14 protein-coding genes are annotated in these 18,245 nt (G+C 43.8%); 3 read left to right on the top strand and 11 right to left on the bottom strand.

Annotated elements, in window-relative coordinates; all coding sequences use genetic code 11:
• Nucleotides 1-332: 332 nt before the first annotated feature.
• On the bottom strand, nt 333-1,817 hold the full coding sequence (gene yjeM / locus FFM64_RS09100; protein WP_137607701.1) for a glutamate/gamma-aminobutyrate family transporter YjeM: 1,485 nt from the start codon (nt 1,815-1,817) through the stop codon (nt 333-335).
• Nucleotides 1,818-2,372: 555 nt separating this feature from the next.
• Here yjeM and FFM64_RS09095 point away from each other — a divergent pair.
• On the top strand, nt 2,373-2,921 hold the full coding sequence (locus tag FFM64_RS09095) for a hypothetical protein (RefSeq protein WP_137607700.1): 549 nt from the start codon (nt 2,373-2,375) through the stop codon (nt 2,919-2,921).
• Between the two features lie 68 nt (nt 2,922-2,989).
• Here FFM64_RS09095 and FFM64_RS09090 read toward each other — a convergent pair whose 3' ends face one another.
• The 6 genes from FFM64_RS09090 to FFM64_RS09065 all read right to left on the bottom strand — a co-directional run bounded on the left by FFM64_RS09090 (nt 2,990) and on the right by FFM64_RS09065 (nt 10,663).
• Complete coding sequence (locus FFM64_RS09090; RefSeq protein ID WP_137607699.1) at nt 2,990-4,450, bottom strand: glycoside hydrolase family 1 protein; 1,461 nt, start codon at nt 4,448-4,450, stop codon at nt 2,990-2,992.
• Entirely contained in the window at nt 4,450-6,330 is a 1,881-nt protein-coding gene (locus FFM64_RS09085) for a beta-glucoside-specific PTS transporter subunit IIABC (RefSeq protein WP_137607698.1), read from the bottom strand. Before FFM64_RS09085 ends, FFM64_RS09090 begins: the two co-directional genes overlap by 1 nt.
• A 112-nt stretch (nt 6,331-6,442) precedes the next feature.
• Nucleotides 6,443-7,288, bottom strand: coding sequence for a BglG family transcription antiterminator LicT (gene licT, locus FFM64_RS09080; protein ID WP_137607697.1), 846 nt, complete (start codon nt 7,286-7,288; stop codon nt 6,443-6,445).
• A 269-nt stretch (nt 7,289-7,557) separates the two neighbouring features.
• Nucleotides 7,558-8,718 carry a DUF998 domain-containing protein gene (locus FFM64_RS09075; protein ID WP_137607696.1) on the bottom strand — a complete coding sequence of 387 codons (1,161 nt, stop codon included), beginning with the start codon at nt 8,716-8,718 and terminating at the stop codon, nt 7,558-7,560.
• Nucleotides 8,719-8,927: 209 nt separating this feature from the next.
• Nucleotides 8,928-9,788 carry an aldo/keto reductase gene (locus tag FFM64_RS09070; RefSeq protein WP_137607695.1) on the bottom strand — a complete coding sequence of 287 codons (861 nt, stop codon included), beginning with the start codon at nt 9,786-9,788 and terminating at the stop codon, nt 8,928-8,930.
• A gap of 5 nt (nt 9,789-9,793) precedes the next feature.
• Complete coding sequence (locus tag FFM64_RS09065; RefSeq protein ID WP_137607694.1) at nt 9,794-10,663, bottom strand: aldo/keto reductase; 870 nt, start codon at nt 10,661-10,663, stop codon at nt 9,794-9,796.
• Between the two features lie 116 nt (nt 10,664-10,779).
• Here FFM64_RS09065 and FFM64_RS09060 point away from each other — a divergent pair, with 116 nt between their 5' ends.
• Nucleotides 10,780-11,652, top strand: a complete 873-nt coding sequence (locus FFM64_RS09060) for a LysR family transcriptional regulator (protein WP_137607693.1) — start codon at nt 10,780-10,782, stop codon at nt 11,650-11,652.
• Between the two features lie 59 nt (nt 11,653-11,711).
• On the opposite strand, the gene FFM64_RS09055 is transcribed toward FFM64_RS09060, so the two are convergent.
• From FFM64_RS09055 to FFM64_RS09040, 4 genes are all read right to left on the bottom strand, one after another.
• Complete coding sequence (locus FFM64_RS09055; RefSeq protein ID WP_137607692.1) at nt 11,712-13,172, bottom strand: NCS2 family permease; 1,461 nt, start codon at nt 13,170-13,172, stop codon at nt 11,712-11,714.
• 687 nt (nt 13,173-13,859) lie between these two features.
• Nucleotides 13,860-15,791, bottom strand: coding sequence for a copper-translocating P-type ATPase (locus FFM64_RS09050; protein ID WP_137607691.1), 1,932 nt, complete (start codon nt 15,789-15,791; stop codon nt 13,860-13,862).
• Nucleotides 15,791-16,063, bottom strand: a complete 273-nt coding sequence (locus FFM64_RS09045; protein WP_137607690.1) for a cupredoxin domain-containing protein — start codon at nt 16,061-16,063, stop codon at nt 15,791-15,793. The genes FFM64_RS09050 and FFM64_RS09045 overlap by 1 nt, the downstream gene beginning before the upstream one ends.
• Before the next feature lie 13 nt (nt 16,064-16,076).
• On the bottom strand, nt 16,077-16,448 hold the full coding sequence (locus FFM64_RS09040; RefSeq protein ID WP_137607689.1) for a cupredoxin domain-containing protein: 372 nt from the start codon (nt 16,446-16,448) through the stop codon (nt 16,077-16,079).
• 737 nt (nt 16,449-17,185) lie between these two features.
• Between FFM64_RS09040 and FFM64_RS09035 the strand changes: the two genes are divergently transcribed.
• Entirely contained in the window at nt 17,186-18,226 is a 1,041-nt protein-coding gene (locus FFM64_RS09035) for a zinc-binding dehydrogenase (RefSeq protein ID WP_137607688.1), read from the top strand.
• Nucleotides 18,227-18,245 lie beyond the last annotated feature (19 nt).

Here is an 18,245-nt window from a genome sequence, read left to right as displayed (position 1 = left end):
TTTGTAGCTTGTAAAGGTTAAATCAAGTTCTGGAATATATTGGGTGCTAGTTATTTTAATTTTCTAAAAAATTAATTTCTATATTAATATTTTTTATTGAAATCAATTCAAATGAAAAACTTCGCCTTAAAAATAGCGATTTTTCATTTCGGTCAAAGAAGATAAACATTACAATCAGTTATACTGTCACTAGATCGAGCGATAGTCATATCCATACTAAAAACAGTATAGGCCGTCAACCTTTCGCTACCAGTGTTAACTAACAAAAATTTTTCTGGCGGAATTAAAAAAGAGCCACTGAAATTTTCAGTAGCTCAATTGCATATTTAGTTTTATTTAGGCTGACGTGTCCGTACTTCATACCAGATCCAACCGAGCAACCCGAAGACAACTGGGCCGACCAGCATCCAAATTGTACTTTGAACTTTACCGTGTTCCAAAATTGGTTGAATTAACGTGAAGATATTCGCCCCTAAGACGACCATAAACACGACCCAACTAATAACGGTTGTCCAAGTCTGTGACTTATAAACTTCAAACGGTTTATGAATCGCTTTATTCTTTTTGAATTTTGGAAAGGCATAGAGTAAGAACAAGTACGGTAACGTCATTGAAACGTTCGCCATTAAGGTCAAAATATTATAAAACGCTGATGCATTAGGCGTGACAAATGATGCTAGTAAAATAATGACGATCACGACCACACATTGCACGATCATCGCATAGCTTGGCATACCATTTTGATTCAACTTGGTGAACTTTTTCGGCCATAAAGACTTAGGTGTTCCTAAAATCAAGGTTTTTAGAGGTGAGTACGTTAATGTGAAGAACGCCCCTGAATACGCTAAGAACATGCCTAAACCAGTGTACCGTGCGAACCATAGCCCAATCGTAGTGCTTGTCGCCGTTGTCAATCCTAGCGACTGCCCTAAAACATAGCCTAAATTTTTCATCATGACGTAACTAATATTACCCATATTAGTAGAAGGATCAGATAAAACTGCATCCCAGTTCGTACTAAATCCCCAGCAGAGAATCCCCAAGGCATAGCCGAGGGTAATAATAACCGCGGAAATCATAATACCGCGTGGAAAAGTCTTTTCGGGATTTTTTGTCTTATCGACCATCCCACCTAAAACTTCCAAACCGCCGTAAGCAAAAATTGCAAAGACAGCAAAGCTCATTAAACCAACTGGAGCTTGATAATCAGGATTTGGTGAATGCAACGCATGGACAAATGGTTGTGCCAACTGCCCATGGTTTAATGCCAGCACGATCCCAGAAACCACTAACAGAATCGCATTCAAACTTGTGACGGCCAAGCCGCCCAGACTAGTAATCCGGACAATCCCCTTGACCCCTTTGATGGAGACCACAGTGACTAACACCATCCATAAACAGGACAAGATCCCAATAACTTGTGTTGCATTTAGACCAAACATCGCAAACTTCTGCGTTTGATCACTTCCAAAAAAGGTCGTTGTAAATGGGATCCAGACTTTCGCCGAAGTTGAGACCAACCAGATGATATAGGAAGCAAACCACATAAATGTCCCAACAAATGCAAACTTCGCGTTCACGCTCACCTGTAACCACTGATACATCCCACTACCGTCATCCGATTTGACCGCAGCACCATATTCTGCCATCATCAAGGCAAACGGGATAAAGAACAGCACCGCCGCTAATAGATAAAACAGAATCGACGCGTAGCCCATCAGATAGAATGCGACTGTACTGTTGGCAAAGCCAAACACCGTCGTAAATATCATCATGACTAACGCGGTTAACGTAATCTTATTCTCTTTTTCAGCCATCATTTCGCCCCATCATTTCTGAATTGTTGTCATTTACCCAACTCTTGGTAAATTAACAGTTATCTTTAATAATATCGAAGCCAAAAAATAACGACGTTGAAATTTGATAACAAATTTATAATTTATTTATGTGATTATATCTCTTAAATTTAATTAATTAAGTCTACTTGAGACTTGCTAGCTTGCCGACTACCGGTTGCTTGCGAAAATGCTGGAACGCCATGGGTCATTTTAACGCCAAAGGGCGGTCTTTAAAACTGACCTTGGTCTAAGTCCGGGAAAAACACCCGCACTAAGACCAATTTCATGGCTGAGCATTTTTGCAAGCAACCTATCGGCTAAATTGAACACATACCAAACGTCGGGTGATTCGAAATTGGCTCAGTGGTGTCGTTTTTCTTAGTCGATGGACTTCCGACTTAGAAAAAGCCCGGCTTGGAAGACCGCACTTCGGCTTCCAAACGTGGCCACCACGTTCCAGCTAATTTCGAATCACCCAGAGTGGCAAATACGATCCAATTTATTTTTTACAAATTAAAGGAAGTCTTTTAAGTCATGAAGAAAATTATCCTATTTTTACTACCAATACTAATTATTCTCGCGATTGGCGGCAGTTGGTTCGCCTTGCACTCACAACCGACCCCAAAAGCGACCGTTAATCAGACAAAGCTCAAACCGAAACCTAGTTACCAGCCACTCACTAAAGCGGAACTGAATCACAATTCCAAGCTAACAGACTGTAGTATCGTCTACTACGCAATTAAGCACAGTAAAATCCAACGCTGGCAAGAAGTGTCTAACTTTGATCTCGGCTGGCAACTTGACCAATATCCTATCGATAACGGCATCAAAGTTCTTGTTTGGCCAGATATGGCAATTAAAAAAGATGCTAAGCTTGTCCAGCCGAACTGGTTTTACTTATCCGCAACGGGACAAGTGATCTATCACAGTTTCATCGTGCACTCCTTTCGCGATGATATGACCGAAACAACTGACTTAGAGACGATCATCCAAACACTAAACACCGAACATGCCGCGATGAAAGTTCGACAGATGCTCCCGAATATGCTTATCGTTAAACACAAAAATCCTGCCAGCAATTAGTTGGCAGGATTTTATATATTGGCTTACAAGGGCCCACAATTATGGCGGCAGATAACCATGGGTAGGGTTTAAGCTAAATCATCTCCATTAGTTTTAATAACTTTTTGATACCAGTAAAACGAATCCTTTTTAATCCGTTCTAAGCTACCTTTACCGGCATCGTCTTGATCAACATAAATAAAGCCATAGCGTTTCGACATTTCTGAGGTCGAGAAGCTAATCAAATCAATTGGTCCCCACATGGTGTAACCCATGAGTTGAACCCCATCAGACACGGCTTCACGCATTTGGATAATGTGTTTGCGTAAATAGTCGATTCGATAATCATCGTGAACTTGGTGATCAGCGGTTAATTGATCAACCGCCCCTAACCCATTTTCAACGACGAAAAGTGGTTTACGATAACGATCCCACATTTCATCCAATGTGATTCGCAGGCCAACTGGATCAATTTGCCAGCCCCAGTCGGATTCTTCCAAATAAGGATTTCGACCACCGGTGGCCATATTCCCATTGACCTGTTCACCAGCATCAGCTTTCGTGACGGTCGTCATGTAATAACTAAAACTGATAAAGTCGACTGGATATTTGGCTAAAATCGCTTGGTCATCCGGCGCCATCTTAATTTCAATGTCATTATCGGCAAAGAAACGGTTCATGACTTCCGGATACTCGCCACGCGCTTGAACGTCTGTGAAGAATAAGTTTTTTTCGTCTTCCAGCTGGGCAGCTTGCACATCAACCGGATTAGGCGTGCCCGGATAAGTCTGCATCCGCGCTAACATCGACCCAATCTTGGCCGCTGGATCAATTTCATGTAACTGCTTCGTCGCAATTGCACTCGCGACAAATTGATGGTGTAGCGCTTGGTAGCGAATCTGCATTTGGTAATGTTTGGACATTGCCGTATCAATTGCACCTGTTTCATGGAAGCCCCAGGTTCCGGTATTAATTTCGTTAAAGGTCAACCAATAGGGCACTTTTCCCTTGTAGCGTTTGAACACCGTTTCAGTAAAATGATTGAATGCGGCGATGGTTGCCCGGCTGGCCCAACCATTTTGAGTCAACGTCAAATTAATCGGCATTTCATAATGAGACAATGTGACTAATGGCTTAATCCCATACTTGTGTAATTCATCAATAACGCGATCGTAGAAAGCTAAGCCAGCTTCATTTGGCTGTTGTTCATCACCTTGTGGAAAGATTCGTGACCAGGCAATTGAAAAACGATAAACCTTGAAGCCCATTTCAGCAAAGAGCTTAATATCTTCCTTGTAGTGATGATAAAAATCAACACCCCGCCGTTTGGGATAACGCGTATCGGTTGGATCGGCAACCGCGGCTTTGATTGATTCTGTCGTGACCGCGTCCATTGACATCTTCTTACGATCGGTGGCTTTTTCAACGACTTCTGCGGTCGTCACACCTTTACCATCAACATTCCAAGCCCCTTCGACTTGGTTGGCCGCGGTCGCACCACCCCACAAGAAATCTTTGGGAAATCCCTTTGGATAAGTTGTTTGATACATTATGCCGTTACTCCTTCCTTAGTGCTTGCTTCAGCTGACTTTGGTTGCAGCTGTAATAACCAGTTACCGTTAGCTTCAGTCGCATCGGTTGGCTTAACCGCGCCATAGCTGTTCGTATTCGTAACAATGACCATGACAGTGGTATCGTAACCCGCAGCTTTAATTTTATCAGCATCAAATTTTGTGACGACATCGCCTTGGTTAACGTGCGCATTTTGCTTAACTAACGTTTCAAAATACTTACCGTTTAATTGAACGGTATCAATCCCAATATGAATCAAGATTTCAGCGCCATTATCGGCGGTAATCCCAATCGCATGACCAGTCGGATAAACAGCACTGACCGTCCCAGTCACTGGTGACTTAACTTCACCATTGGTTGGCACAATCGCTAACCCTTTACCCATGGCTTCAGAAGCAAAAACTTCATCTTTGACACTGGTCAATGGAATAATGGTGCCTTCAACTGGTGCCATAATGGTATCAGCACTAATTTCAGTCGTTGTTTCATTACGCTTAGTTTCAGTCGGTGCTTCGTTGGTTACACCGAAGAAGTACGTTAAGACAGCCGCACCTACAAAGGCGACCGCTAATCCAATTAACTCACCAACAAAACCTTGACCTAAATAAGTCGGCAAGGCCAACAAACTAGGTAACGTAAATGAACTGGCATGTACTTGGAATGCCCCAGCAATGGCACCACCAACAGCACCACCGGCAACGGCACAGTAGAATGGTCGTTTGAGTTTCAAGGTTACCCCGTAAATAGTTGGTTCAGTAATCCCGAAGAACGCTGTAATGACAGATGACCCCGCTAATGCTTTCATCTTGGCATCTTTAGATTTCAAGAAAACGCCTAAAGCCGCACCAGCTTGTGATAACACGGCAGCACTTAAGATTGGCAACAATGGATCATAACCCATCTTTGCAATATTGTTCATCATCAATGGCACAAACGTCCAATGAACCCCGAAGATAACGAAGACTTGCCAGAAAGCCCCCATGATCAAACCGGCACCAATTGGTAAGAAGTTATAAACGGCCATCATCCCATTGGCTAACGCATTACTAATAGCTCCACCAATTGGCCCCACAACCATCATGGTCAATGGCACCATCACGATCAGTGACAATAAAGGTGTAAAGATATTCCGAATAGCTTCGGGGAATAATTTATCAAATAATGGTTCCAGATATGACAAGACCCAAACAGCCAACAGAATTGGAATCACAGTTGACGTATAAGTCGTTGGCACCACTGGAATTCCGAAGAAATGCATCGTCGCTGATTTTGACATCACGGCAACTAGCGTCGGGTAAAGTAACGCGGCCCCTAGTGACACGCTGACAAATTGATTGACGTGCAACTGTTTGGCAGCGGTAAAGGCTAAGAAAATTGGTAAGAAATAGAAGATGGCGTCCCCAGCGGCATACCAAATCTTGTACGCACCACTATTGGCAGACAACCAGTTCAAGGCCACTGCTAAAGCAAGTAATCCTTTCAAAATCCCGGCACCCGCTAAGGCACCTAAGAATGGCGTAAAAATCCCAGAAATAAAGGCAATAAACCGGTTGACGATATTCTGTTTTTCACCCTCGTCTTCAACTGGCGTGGTTTGGGCATCATCATTGGCTAAACCAGCCAGATCTGCCAAAGCATCATAGACTTTTGCCACCGAATTACCAATAACGACTTGATATTGGCCCGCACTTTGAACGACGGTAATGACACCATCTAAATTATTAATCGCTTCTGTATCGGCTTTATCAACCGCTTTCAAGTTAAAGCGTAGCCGAGTGGCACAATGCCAAGCTTTTACAATATTTTCCTTGCCGCCGATACCAGTTAAAATCTGTTGGGCGAGTGCTTCGTTATCCATACTCTCTTCCTCCTAAAAAACTAAAAACCCAAGTCACCCACTAATCGCCATGATAGACGTTTAGTGAATCACTTGGGTTTTGCCTAATTGAATAGTTACAATCCCGCTATAATTATTGTGCTTCGTTCAACATACGTTGAATATGAATCGTTAAATAAATTTGTTCATTCATTGACACCGGTTGCGCCGTCGTTTTCTGAATGAAAGCCACAATTTTTGTCACACACGCGAAGGCTTGTGGATATTTCTGTGACACGTGTTCAAATAAGAATTCATCCTCTGTGCCGGCCGACTTATCCGCTTGTTTCAACGTTAACCGTTCGGCAAAGAATCGTAAATGGACTAAGAAACGTTGCAAGCTTAAGCTATCTTCGCTCATGGTCAATGACAATTGATACTTCACAATATTCAAGATGTCATTGATCAATTTTGTCATCGCCACGGTTTGATCCCCATTGGAATCCGACATGCTGTTCTCTACGAATTTCATCGCAATGAACCCAGCTTCATCATCCGGTAATTGAACATCGAACCGGTTCGAAATTAGCGCTAAAGCTTGCCGACCCACTTCGTATTCCTGGTGATAGATTCGTTTAATCTCCCACAGAATTTCATTTTTAATATCCATCTGATGTTGGTGCCGATAGACTGCAAAATGAATGTGGTCGGTCAAAGAAATCAACAAGTAACCGTTAAACTTGGTATTGAGCTGTTTTTCAGCCAACTCAATAATTTCGGACGTTAGCTCGAAGTACTCAGGCTCAATATCGCTCATCAATGATTGAAAGTTCGCCAGCCAATTGTCAGCGGTCGGTGTATAAGTTTTCGTCACTAAGCTTTCATCAACGTAATCTCCTGTTTTCTTCTGAAAACCGAGACCCTTGCCGATTAAGACGACTTCGTGACCCTGCTGTTCAGCAAGCAAAACATTATTATTGAAAACTTTCTTAATTTGCATGCCTCACACCCCTCGACTCTTGGTCCAAAATTAAAAACCCAACAATTTTGTGACCAGTGATAGTTACTAGTATATCACGGTCTTCAAAATTATCAGGTTTTGCCCACTAACGTGTTAGCGGTAACAATCCTTATTTACAGTTTCTTAGTATAACGGGGAGCGAAAACGATTGCAAGGATTTTATTTGCGCTTTCATTTTTTGTAAATTGGTCTAGGTTCTTCAATCATTATTCAAAGCCCTGTTGGTACCTACTTTTAGACTAACTGATTTATTTTTTGATAATCTTACTTTCAATTCCAGTATCAATCAGCGCTTCAATGCGACCCAATAACATCAGGAGCCACCCAAATGCCATCAAAAAGCCGACAACCTCAAAAGCAGTCAATGAAAAGTAGCCGATCCCTTGAAACAGAATTTCAGCCACAACTAACGCAACTCCCACACCATAAGATAAGTAGAGAAAGTCCTTGGTGACATTCGGTAACAGCCAGCGAATCCCGACAATTAGTGCAATAATCAAATAAACCAAGATAATTGCAAACTGATCGTGGACCTGATGTGACCAGGCATTGTTCGGGAAGACCCCGACCAAGCCAAGGTCGACAGCCGTAACCGTGAGTAGGGCCCGTAGCACAAAGAGTCGCCGTGATTGTGGAAAAGCGCTGTGCAAGCTGACAAACAAATAGTCGACTAACGCAATCATCAGCAGCGCCGCAAAAATCAGCGTTGCGTTAAATCCCCAGCCACTGGAAGCACTCTTGGTTCCTAAAAAGCTCAAGTTATGTTGCCACCAATAGCGCTGATTATTCACGGCCATCGAAATCGCAACACCACTAATAATCACCAACGTCAAAACCGTTGACAAGAGACTGGCATCCACAATTAGTGAAACGTAAACCATGGCAAAGTTCGCCACCACGCAAAAAACAAATAAGATGATACTAGCGGTGAAGAAATCAAACCTGGCGCCGTTAAAAATGACCCCCAGTAACCACATCGCGCCAATTAGAATGAGCGCTAAGATCAAAGTAAAAGATAATACAATCACCGGAAAGTTTCGCCAATAAATATTTTTACTGAAATGATTATGCGGATTATTTCTATCGTGGATAAAGAAACCCGCAAATAGTAACATTCCCATCACCACGCCGATGACAATAATCGCTGTCGCTAGTGAACTGTCACCACTCAGTTCCACGGACTTAATGTTTTGTGTTAAACAATAAATATAATAACCAATGCTTGCAACCAAGGCCAACATCACCGGCCACAACCACACGCGCTTTTGAAAAATATTCAGGTGTGAATCCTCGAACTGTACGACCAACCGGCCCCGTTTAACAATCAATTTTGCTGAATCCTGATCTTTAAGTTGAAAATGTTCCCCGATTTCTGCCGGGATCGTTAATTGATAATCCTGCTTTTTCATTGGTTCCTCCGTTGTTCTGAACATTCATAGCCCTAATTATAGCAAACTATCATAAACAACATGACTCAACAAACAAAAATGATTATTTGTACCGATACCGATGCAAAATAGATCTATGGATGCAGCACTATTTTACACAGGTGTGTCTTAATTTGAAAATACTTAAAATCAACAAAAAAGCCATCCTACAACGAAGATGACTTTTCTAATCAGTCTGCCGCATGTACGTCAAAGGCGTTCAATAAGCTTTCCTGTACACCGGCCGCATCCGGATCATGACGGCCCTTACCCGTATCTAATTGTTCGAGTTCCGCCATTTCAGCCTTAGTCAACTCAAAGTCAAAAATATCTAAGTTGCTCTTAATCCGCGCAACATGAACAGATTTTGGAAAGACAATCACACCACTTTGATTCTCAAAACGTAAAATAATTTGGCCCGCGTCCTTGTGATATTTTTCAGCTAGTGCTGTAATCACTGGTTCTTTCAACAACGCTTGGTTACCTTGGCCTAATGGCGCCCACGCTTCCAACTTAACATCATCCGGCGCTAGCAACTGTCGTAATGGTCGCTGTTGAAAATAAGGGTTAAATTCCACTTGGTTCACGGCTGGTTTTGTTGCAAATTGTGGTACAAATTTTTGCCAAATCTTGGGTGTCATATTAGAAACACCAATTGACCGAATCTTGCCGGCTTGCTGAGCAGTTTCCATCGCCCGCCATGCCCCCGGAACATCGCCATAAGGTTGATGAATCAAGTAAAGATCCATGTAGGCTAGTCCTAACTTGGCTAAGGAAGTGTCGATTGCTTTGGTCGCCGCATCGTAGCCAAAGTCTTGTAACCATAATTTACTGGTCACCCAGATTTGGTCACGTGGAATTCCACTATCCTTAATCGCTTGACCAACCTCACCTTCATTAAAGTAGGCTACGGCGGTATCAATATGGCGATAACCTAGTTTTAATGCGTCGCTAACAGCGCGATAGGTTGACCCATCATTAGGAATTTGAAAGGTCCCAAAACCGATTACGGGAATTTCATTACCATCATTTAGCTTGATTGTTGCTGTCATTTATATTACTCCTTTAGTTGTTTGAGACTGGTGCCGAAAATTTGTTCAATCGTGACTGGATCTCGATGATCAAAAAACTGACTCTCGTTTCGATCAAGGGTCGCCAGCGTTTGCATTTCCGTTAAGCTCAGTTCGAAGTCAAAAACGGCCATATTTTCCGTCATTCGAGCTGGATGTACTGACTTAGGAATCACGGTAATCCCGCGTTGTAATAACCAGCGTAAGATGACTTGCCCAACCGTTTTGCCATGGGCTCGCGCAATTTCAGCAATCGTTGAATTCGTAAAAATGTCATGCTTGCCTTCCGCAAACGGGGCCCAAGCTTCGACCCGAACCGCTTCACTTTGATTGAAAGCCACTTCCGTTGGTTGTTGATACCATGGATTAACTTCAATTTGATTAATAACTGGCTTAACGTTCATCGTTAATTCCAAATTCTTTAACTGATCACCATAAAAGTTAGAGACCCCAATGGCACGAATCTTACCGGCTTGATATGCCTCTTCTAGGGCCCGCCAAGCCCCCATCACATCGCCATACGGTTGATGCAACAAATATAAATCAATATAATCCACGCCTAAACGTGTCAATGACCCCTCGATACCTTTTTTAGCGCGATCATAAGTAAAGTCAGAAACCCATAATTTAGAAGTAACGAACACCTCTTCGCGCTTGATCCCACTCTTCTTAATCGCTCGGCCAACCGCAGCTTCATTCTGATAGGCAGTGGCCGTATCGATTAGCCGATAGCCCGCGGCCAAAGCTTCAGTTACCGCAGTTTCACATGCGGCTAAATCTGGAACTTGAAACACGCCGAAACCCAGTTGTGGCATTTCGACGCCGTTATTCAATTTTACTGTTGGAATTGTACTCATTTAAGTTGCCTACTTTCCTTCATTTAACTGTGATTACTTTAACCCCAGCCACAATGTTTGAAAATTACTACTTTAGCATGCTAGTATACAATTAACGTATACTGAGGTGAATTCAAATGTTAGATAACTACTTATTACAAGAGCTTGCGGCCTTTGCCAACACTGGCACATTGGCTAAAACTGCCGAGCAGTTACACGTCACACAACCAACCGTCACTCGTGGCTTACAAAAACTAGAGACAGACTTCGGTGTTCAACTGTTTGACCGGCAGCCCAATCGAATCAGTTTAACGGTCACTGGTCAACTGGCTGCTAAAAAGGCGACCGATTTACTACAGGCTAATCAAGACTTAGTAACAACCATCCGTAACTTCGATAACTCCCAACGAATCCTGAGGCTAGCAGCGACCATCCCGGGGCCACTCATCCTGTTAGCCCCGTACGCTAAATCCGAACAGGTCAAGGTGGATTCGCAACTCTTACCAACTGACAAAATCAAAACCGCATTAACGAGCCACCACTATGCCATTATTTTTTCTAACCAAGAAATCATCGACGACCAACTCAGCTCGCAATCGATTGGCAAGGAACAACTATCGGTCCATCTCAATAAATTTATGTATCAGGCCAACCAAGCCAGCATTACTTTTGCCGAGCTCAAGGATCTCAGCTTTATCGTGCTGCAAGAGATAGGTCCTTGGCGACGGCTTATTCAAGAAGCGATTCCGACGGCACACTTTTTCTATCAAACACAGCGCGATGCCTTTTCTGAAATCACACAATATTCTGATTTCCCGTTTTTCAGTACTAATATCGTGCCATTGAAACCAACTGATCAACGTCCCTCGGCAACTGACAACAACCGAGTTACGCTTCCCATCACCGACCCAAGTGCCACCATGACCATCTATGCGACCTACTTGACCAGTGAACAAGCGCAAGTTTCCCCACTCATTACCAAACTGATTGAAACCTTTCCAACCGCTTAAGTACTCAAAAAAAACAGGACCGGCGTATCGAAATGATACGCTGGTCCTGTTTTTTGGACTTATCTAACTAATGCTAAGACTAAGAAGTTAATGACGAACAAAGCGGAAACACCCCAAATGAGTGGGTGAACAGTCTTGGCTTTGCCATTGACGGTTCGAATAATGCAGTAGAAGATGAACCCAGCCGCAATCCCATAGGTGATGTTGAACGCGAATGCCATGATAAAGGCCGTCATAAATGCTGGAATGGCTTCATTCAAGTCAGACCATGGAATCTTGCTGAAGGAACTCATCATCATGATCCCGACTAAGATTAATGATGGCGCAATGGCTGCTGTCGGAATAATGGCTAACAGTGGCGATGCTAAGGAACTAAGTAAGAATAAAATTGCCACAACGACACTAGTTAAACCAGTTCGGCCACCAGCACCAATTCCGGCTGAACTCTCGACGTAAGTAGTGATGTTCGAGGTACCGAAGATGGAACCTACGCCGGTCGCAATTGAATCTGCAAATAGCGCCTTATCTAATTTTGACTTAAAACCTGGTGCCTGTTCGAGCGCCATTTCTTTTTCGCCTGAGAAAATCCCCGTTTGACGCCCAGTCCCAATGAAAGTTCCGAGCGAGTCGAACGTATCTGACAAACTAAATGACAAGATCGTCATCAACACCAAGATCAGTCGATTCTGTGATGCAAACAAAGATCCCATCCCTTTTGATGAAAAGGCCGCTAAGAAAGTTGTGCCTAATTGATGGAAAGAAGCGCCGATTGAATACTCACTTGCGACGTGTAAATTTGTCACGCCCATTGGAATCCCAATGACAGTCGTTGCTAAGATCCCAATCAGCAAGGCGCCGGGAACCTTTCTCACCTTAAGGATGACTGTTAAGATCAACCCAATTAAGGCTAATACCAGTGCCGGGGAATTGAACATTTGTAAGGCTGGCGTCACACTCCCGTTTGAAACAACCGTGCTAACGCCATGTTGAAATGTCGTTTGTGCCGCGTTATAAACTTTACTGTTGATTGACGTAATACTAGTGGCATCCGTCGTAAAATTAAGAAAGTTCGCATTTTTCAAACCAGCGTAGGCGATGAAGGCCCCAATCCCACCACTGATTGCGAGTTGTAAATTAATCGGAATGGCAGAAATTAGCATTTTCCGGATCTTGGTCGCAGTAATCACAATGTTGATAATGCCACAGAAGAACACTAAGGCTAATCCCTCTTGCCACGAAAAGCCTAAGCTCATGACTACGGTATAAGTGAAGAATGCGTTCAAACCCATCCCAGGAGCGAGGGCATAGGGCACATTAGCAAATAATCCCATGACTAATGTCCCTGCTACCGACGCAATAATTGTGGCTAAGAATACGGCCTGTTGCGGCATCCCCGTCTGACCTAGTATCTGTGGATTAACGAATAAAATGTACGACATGGCGAAGAAAGTCGTCACCCCCGCGCCAATTTCAGTGCCGACCGTAGTACCTGATTCCTTGAGCTTGAAAAACTTATCCAAAATCAATTCCTCCTTAGAATACGAACAATATAGTTCCTGAACACGCAAATGTTAACTATTTCATGAATACTATAACAGAACATTCGATGAAATAACAGGCGTTTTTATAAAATTCGTGAACTTTATTTCATCAATCAATATAATAATTCGGCATTTAAGGAAACTTCTTTAGTAATTATTGCCAACAAACTAATTCATTCGGAATTTAGTGATTTTTATCAAAGCATAACAAAAAGCCGTCTGCAAACCGGTCAATTGGTTTGGGGACGGCTTTTGACTTTCTCATCTACAGATTGGAAGACTCAAAAACATTAGAACTGCAGCAGTACCAGTAACCGTCACGTCTAAAGTAGACTTGCCAAAACTCAGCGTTCCATCAGTCAATAATGAATTTATCCAAAAAGAACTACTGACTTAGCTGGAGGTTGTTGCTGATAGCATCGGACGTACGGGTGGTGTAAGACCGGCGCTTTTTGCCGGTCTTACACCACGGACGGTTCGAGAGATTTGCGATTTAGGCGGAGCTTCCGGGCGAGGGTCAAGACGTTCCTGAGGCTTGACCTGGTTCCTCGGCCGCATGTTATCGGCAACAACCGGAAGCGGCAATTATCGACTAGTCTTCACCGCCTAATGATTGACATGGTGGTGAAGACAGGCAATTTTCACTTGCAGCCTCTATATCATTTACTAAACTTCGACTGCTCTAACCTTCGAGCTAATCTTAGCTTTATTCAACAACATTGAACTCGTGACAACTGACAGTGAACTGAAGGCCATTGCAAATCCAGCTAATTCTGGACTCAGAGTAAAGCCAATGGCGAAGAAGACACCAGCAGCGACCGGAATCCCGAGGACGTTGTAAATAAAGGCCCAGAACAAGTTGAGCTTAATCCGATTAAACGTCTTCCGACTCAATGCCAATGCTTTATCGACATCACGTAAGTCATTTTTGACTAACACAATCCCGCCGGCATCAATCGCAATATCTGTCCCAGAACCCATGGCAATCCCGACATCCGCAATGGTCAGAGCTGGGGCATCATTAATCCCATCGCCAACAAAAGCAACCTTACCATTTTTTTGAAAGGCTTGAACTTGTTCGGCCTTATCACCAGGTAAAACATCCGCGATAACTTCATCAATCCCGACTTGAGCCGCCACCGCTTGCGCAACCCGCTGGTTATCACCAGTCAACATGACTGTCTTCAACCCCCGGGCTTTCAAATTAGCAATCGCTTCGCTGGACGTTGCTTTCGGCACATCTTGAACCGCAATCATCCCGATAATCCGATCATCTAAGCCGACAAAGACCACCGTCTTAGCTTCATTTTGCAATTTAATTTCTTGTTGTACCAAGACATTATCAAACTTAAAATCAGTCAATAACTTATTGTTACCAACGAATCCTGTTTTACCATCAATAATCGCCGAAACACCTTTACCTTCAATAGCCTGAAAATTATCCACAGCCTTCGCCGTAATCTGGGCGGTTTTCGCACGGGTAAGAATCGCCGCTGCTAACGGATGTTCCGAAGATACCTCCAAACTCGCCGCAATTTGAAGAACTTGGGCTTCATCGCCAACAATATCAGTGACTTGTGGCTTGCCAACGGTGATTGTCCCCGTCTTATCGAAGACGACAGTTTTCACATCATTAACAGCTTCCAAAACTTCACCATTCTTGATCAAAATACCCATTTTGGCGCCACGACCTGTGCCGACCATTAAAGCGGTTGGTGTCGCTAGACCGAGTGCACAAGGACAAGCAATCACGACCACGGAAACGGCAAAAATCAACGCCCGGGCCACGCTCGCATCCAAGAAAATGTACCAAGTTAAGAACGTTAAAATAGCCAAAATTAAGACGACTGGCACAAAGATGTCCGAAACTTTATCAGTTAATTTTTGAATTGGCGCATGACTATTCTGGGCTTTCTTCACCAAGTCCACAATTTGTGACAACATGGTCTGATCGCCAACTTTATTCACTTTTAACAAGAATGTCCCCGTGCCATTCATGGTTGCCCCGATGACATTATCATCGACCTGCTTTGAAACCGGCATGCTTTCACCGGTAACCATTGATTCATCAACACTGGAACTGCCTTTGACAATGACACCATCAACGGGTACTTTTCCACCCGGCTTTACCCGAATCACATCGTTTAAAACCACCTCAGACAGTGGTAATTTGACGAACTGACCAGCACGCAAAACTTCCGCATCCTTAGCTTGCAGATTTGCTAACTTTTCAACGGCATCGGACGCATTATTGCGCATCCGCTCTTCGAAAACCTGCCCTAACAAGACAAATGCCGTGACAAACGCCGCACTTTCAAAGAAAACTGGTTGATGAGTCGTCATAGCATAAATACTATACAGATAGGCCGTCATCGTTCCGATCGCCACTAAAGTGTCCATATTGGAATGATGCTTCTTAAATGACGCCCACGCACTTTGGGCAAATGGTCCCGCCGAAGCCAGCATGATAATGGTCGTCAGTGCCAGCTGTGTCCAGTTACCACCAGGCAAAATCCAACCGAATGGCATCAAAATCATGTTCGCTAACATTGGCAATGACAACACTAATGAAAGCCAAAACCGCTTAGTCACACTCATCAGGAAATCACCACTCTTCCTGAAAACATGTCCATGCCACAACTAAACTCAAAGTCTCCCACCTGATCCGTAGGGACCGTAACTGTCTGTGGTTGATTCAAGGGCAGTGCTGTTTCAAAAGCTAACTCATTCGAATGAACGATATCTAAACAGCCTTGATCACTGGTCCGGACGAAAGTCACTTCAGCTGGAACCCCCTGTTTCAAATTAACGACCGCTGGTTGATAACTACCAGCAACAGTGACCGTAACACTCTGTTTATTTTCAATCATGATGTTTCCTCCGCTATTTAATGATTACTTTGCCATGGAACATATCCATTCCACAGGCCCAGTCATATTCGCCAGGCTTACTAGTATCAATTTCAATCGCTTCTAATTGATTTTTAGGTAATTCTTGATTAATGCCAAAATCGCTAAATACCACCCGATCTAAGCAAGTTGACGCATCTTTACGCGTAAAATTCAAAACGGCTGGCACGCCTTGCTTTAGAACGACCTGTTCAGGAGAATACCCGCCACTAACTGTAATATCAACGGATTGACGTTCAGCGGTCACCGCTGCTTCCGTACTTGTCACGTCATGTTTACCGAAAAACCACCAAAGAATAAAAGCAATAATGATTAGGCCAATTAGTAAAACAATTAATTTTGTCATCTGCTACTCCTCCATGTCTTAACCTTGTTGTGAACGATTACAATTGTAAACCACAAAAGCTATCTTACCGTCATCGTTTACGTTTGTCAACGGTAAGATTCAGCGCCTTACAACAGCCATACCTCGTCTGTATTGCTAAGCATTCAAAATAAGCACTGGTCATGCCTGACGATTATTTCTATAATTAAGCTAAACAACTAAAGGTTGAAAGTTAAAAGTTGTCGGTCTGCACCACTATGTCAATAATTAGGCGGTGAAAATTAGTTGGTTACTCCCGCTTCCGGCTGTTACTGATAACATACGGACGAGGGACCGGTTCAAGCCTTAGGAACGTCTTGACCCTCGCCCGGAAGCTTTGCCAAAACCGCAAATCTCCCGGACCGTCCGTGGTGTAAGGCCGGCAAGAAACGCCGGTCAAACACCGCTTGCACGTCCGATGCTATCAGCAACAACCTCCAGCTAAGTCTGTAAATCAGTTAATTACGCTTAGCGGAGTCAGTCAAAATCGGTGTGCAGTGTCGGCAAGATTAGTCGGCGTTCTTGGCTGACTAATCTTGCCGGGCAATTCAAAGACGGTTTTATCGGCTTGGAATTGAGGGGCTAGACCGTCCTTTGGCTAGCGCCGTCCCCCACCGCACACCGATTTTGACTGACGGAGTGATTACTAATACTACTATATTTGTGCTGCTTTTGATTCTTTCAACCTTAAGCTAAACAATAATAAAGGAGTCTCCATTATGAAAAGTGCTGTTTTTATGAAAGCCGGTCAAGTGACCGTTGAAGATATTGCTAAGCCAACCATCCAGGCTCCCGATGACGTCATTATTAACGTTGTTCGGACCTGTGTCTGTGGCTCAGATCTCTGGGCCTATCGTGGCTTAGAAGACAAAGCTGCGCATTCCGAAAATTCCGGCCACGAAGCCATTGGTATTGTCGAAAGTGTTGGGTCAGACATCACGACCGTCCAACCCGGCGACTTCGTGATTGCGCCATTTACACATGGTTGTGGTCACTGTGCCGCTTGTCTCGCTGGCTTTGATGGTGATTGCCAAAACCACAGTGATAACTTTAGTGATGGTGTTCAAGCCGAAACCATCCGTTTTCAACATGGTGACTGGGCCTTAGTTAAAATTCCTGGGCAACCCGCTGACTACAGTGATGCTATGCTAAATTCCTTGCTCAGTTTGGCCGATGTGATGGCAACCGGCTACCACGCCGCCCGGGTCGCCAATGTCAAAACTGGTGATACCGTTGTCGTGGTTGGTGACGGTGCAGTTGGTCTATGCGGGGTAATTGCTGCCAAAATGCGTGGTGCGAAACGGATTATTGCCATGAGTCGGCACGCCGACCGGCAACAATTGGCGCTCGAATTTGGTGCAACGGACATCGTCGCTGAACGTGGTGACGATGCTATTGCCAAGGTCATGACTCTGACCAACAACGCCGGTGCTGATGCCGTACTGGAATGTGTTGGGACTGAGTTATCTAACGAAACGGCCATGAAAGCAGCTCGTCCTGGTGCGATCGTTGGTCGAGTTGGATTACCACATGAACCTAAGATGGATATGGCCGCTTCCTTCTATCGCAATACAATTATTGCCGGTGGTCCTGCTTCAGTGACAACTTATGACAAACAAGTCTTGTTGAAAGCTGTTTTAGATGGCGACATTCATCCGGGTAAAGTCTTCACTAAGCGTTTCAAACTTGATGATATTGACGCGGCTTACCAAGCAATGACAAATCGTGAAGCGATTAAAGCACTAATCACAATTGACTGAACAACCTAAAACGTCATCA

This window comes from Lactiplantibacillus daoliensis, from assembly GCF_005405005.1.
GTDB lineage: Bacteria > Bacillota > Bacilli > Lactobacillales > Lactobacillaceae > Lactiplantibacillus > Lactiplantibacillus daoliensis.
This window is presented reverse-complemented; position numbering and strand designations above follow the sequence as displayed.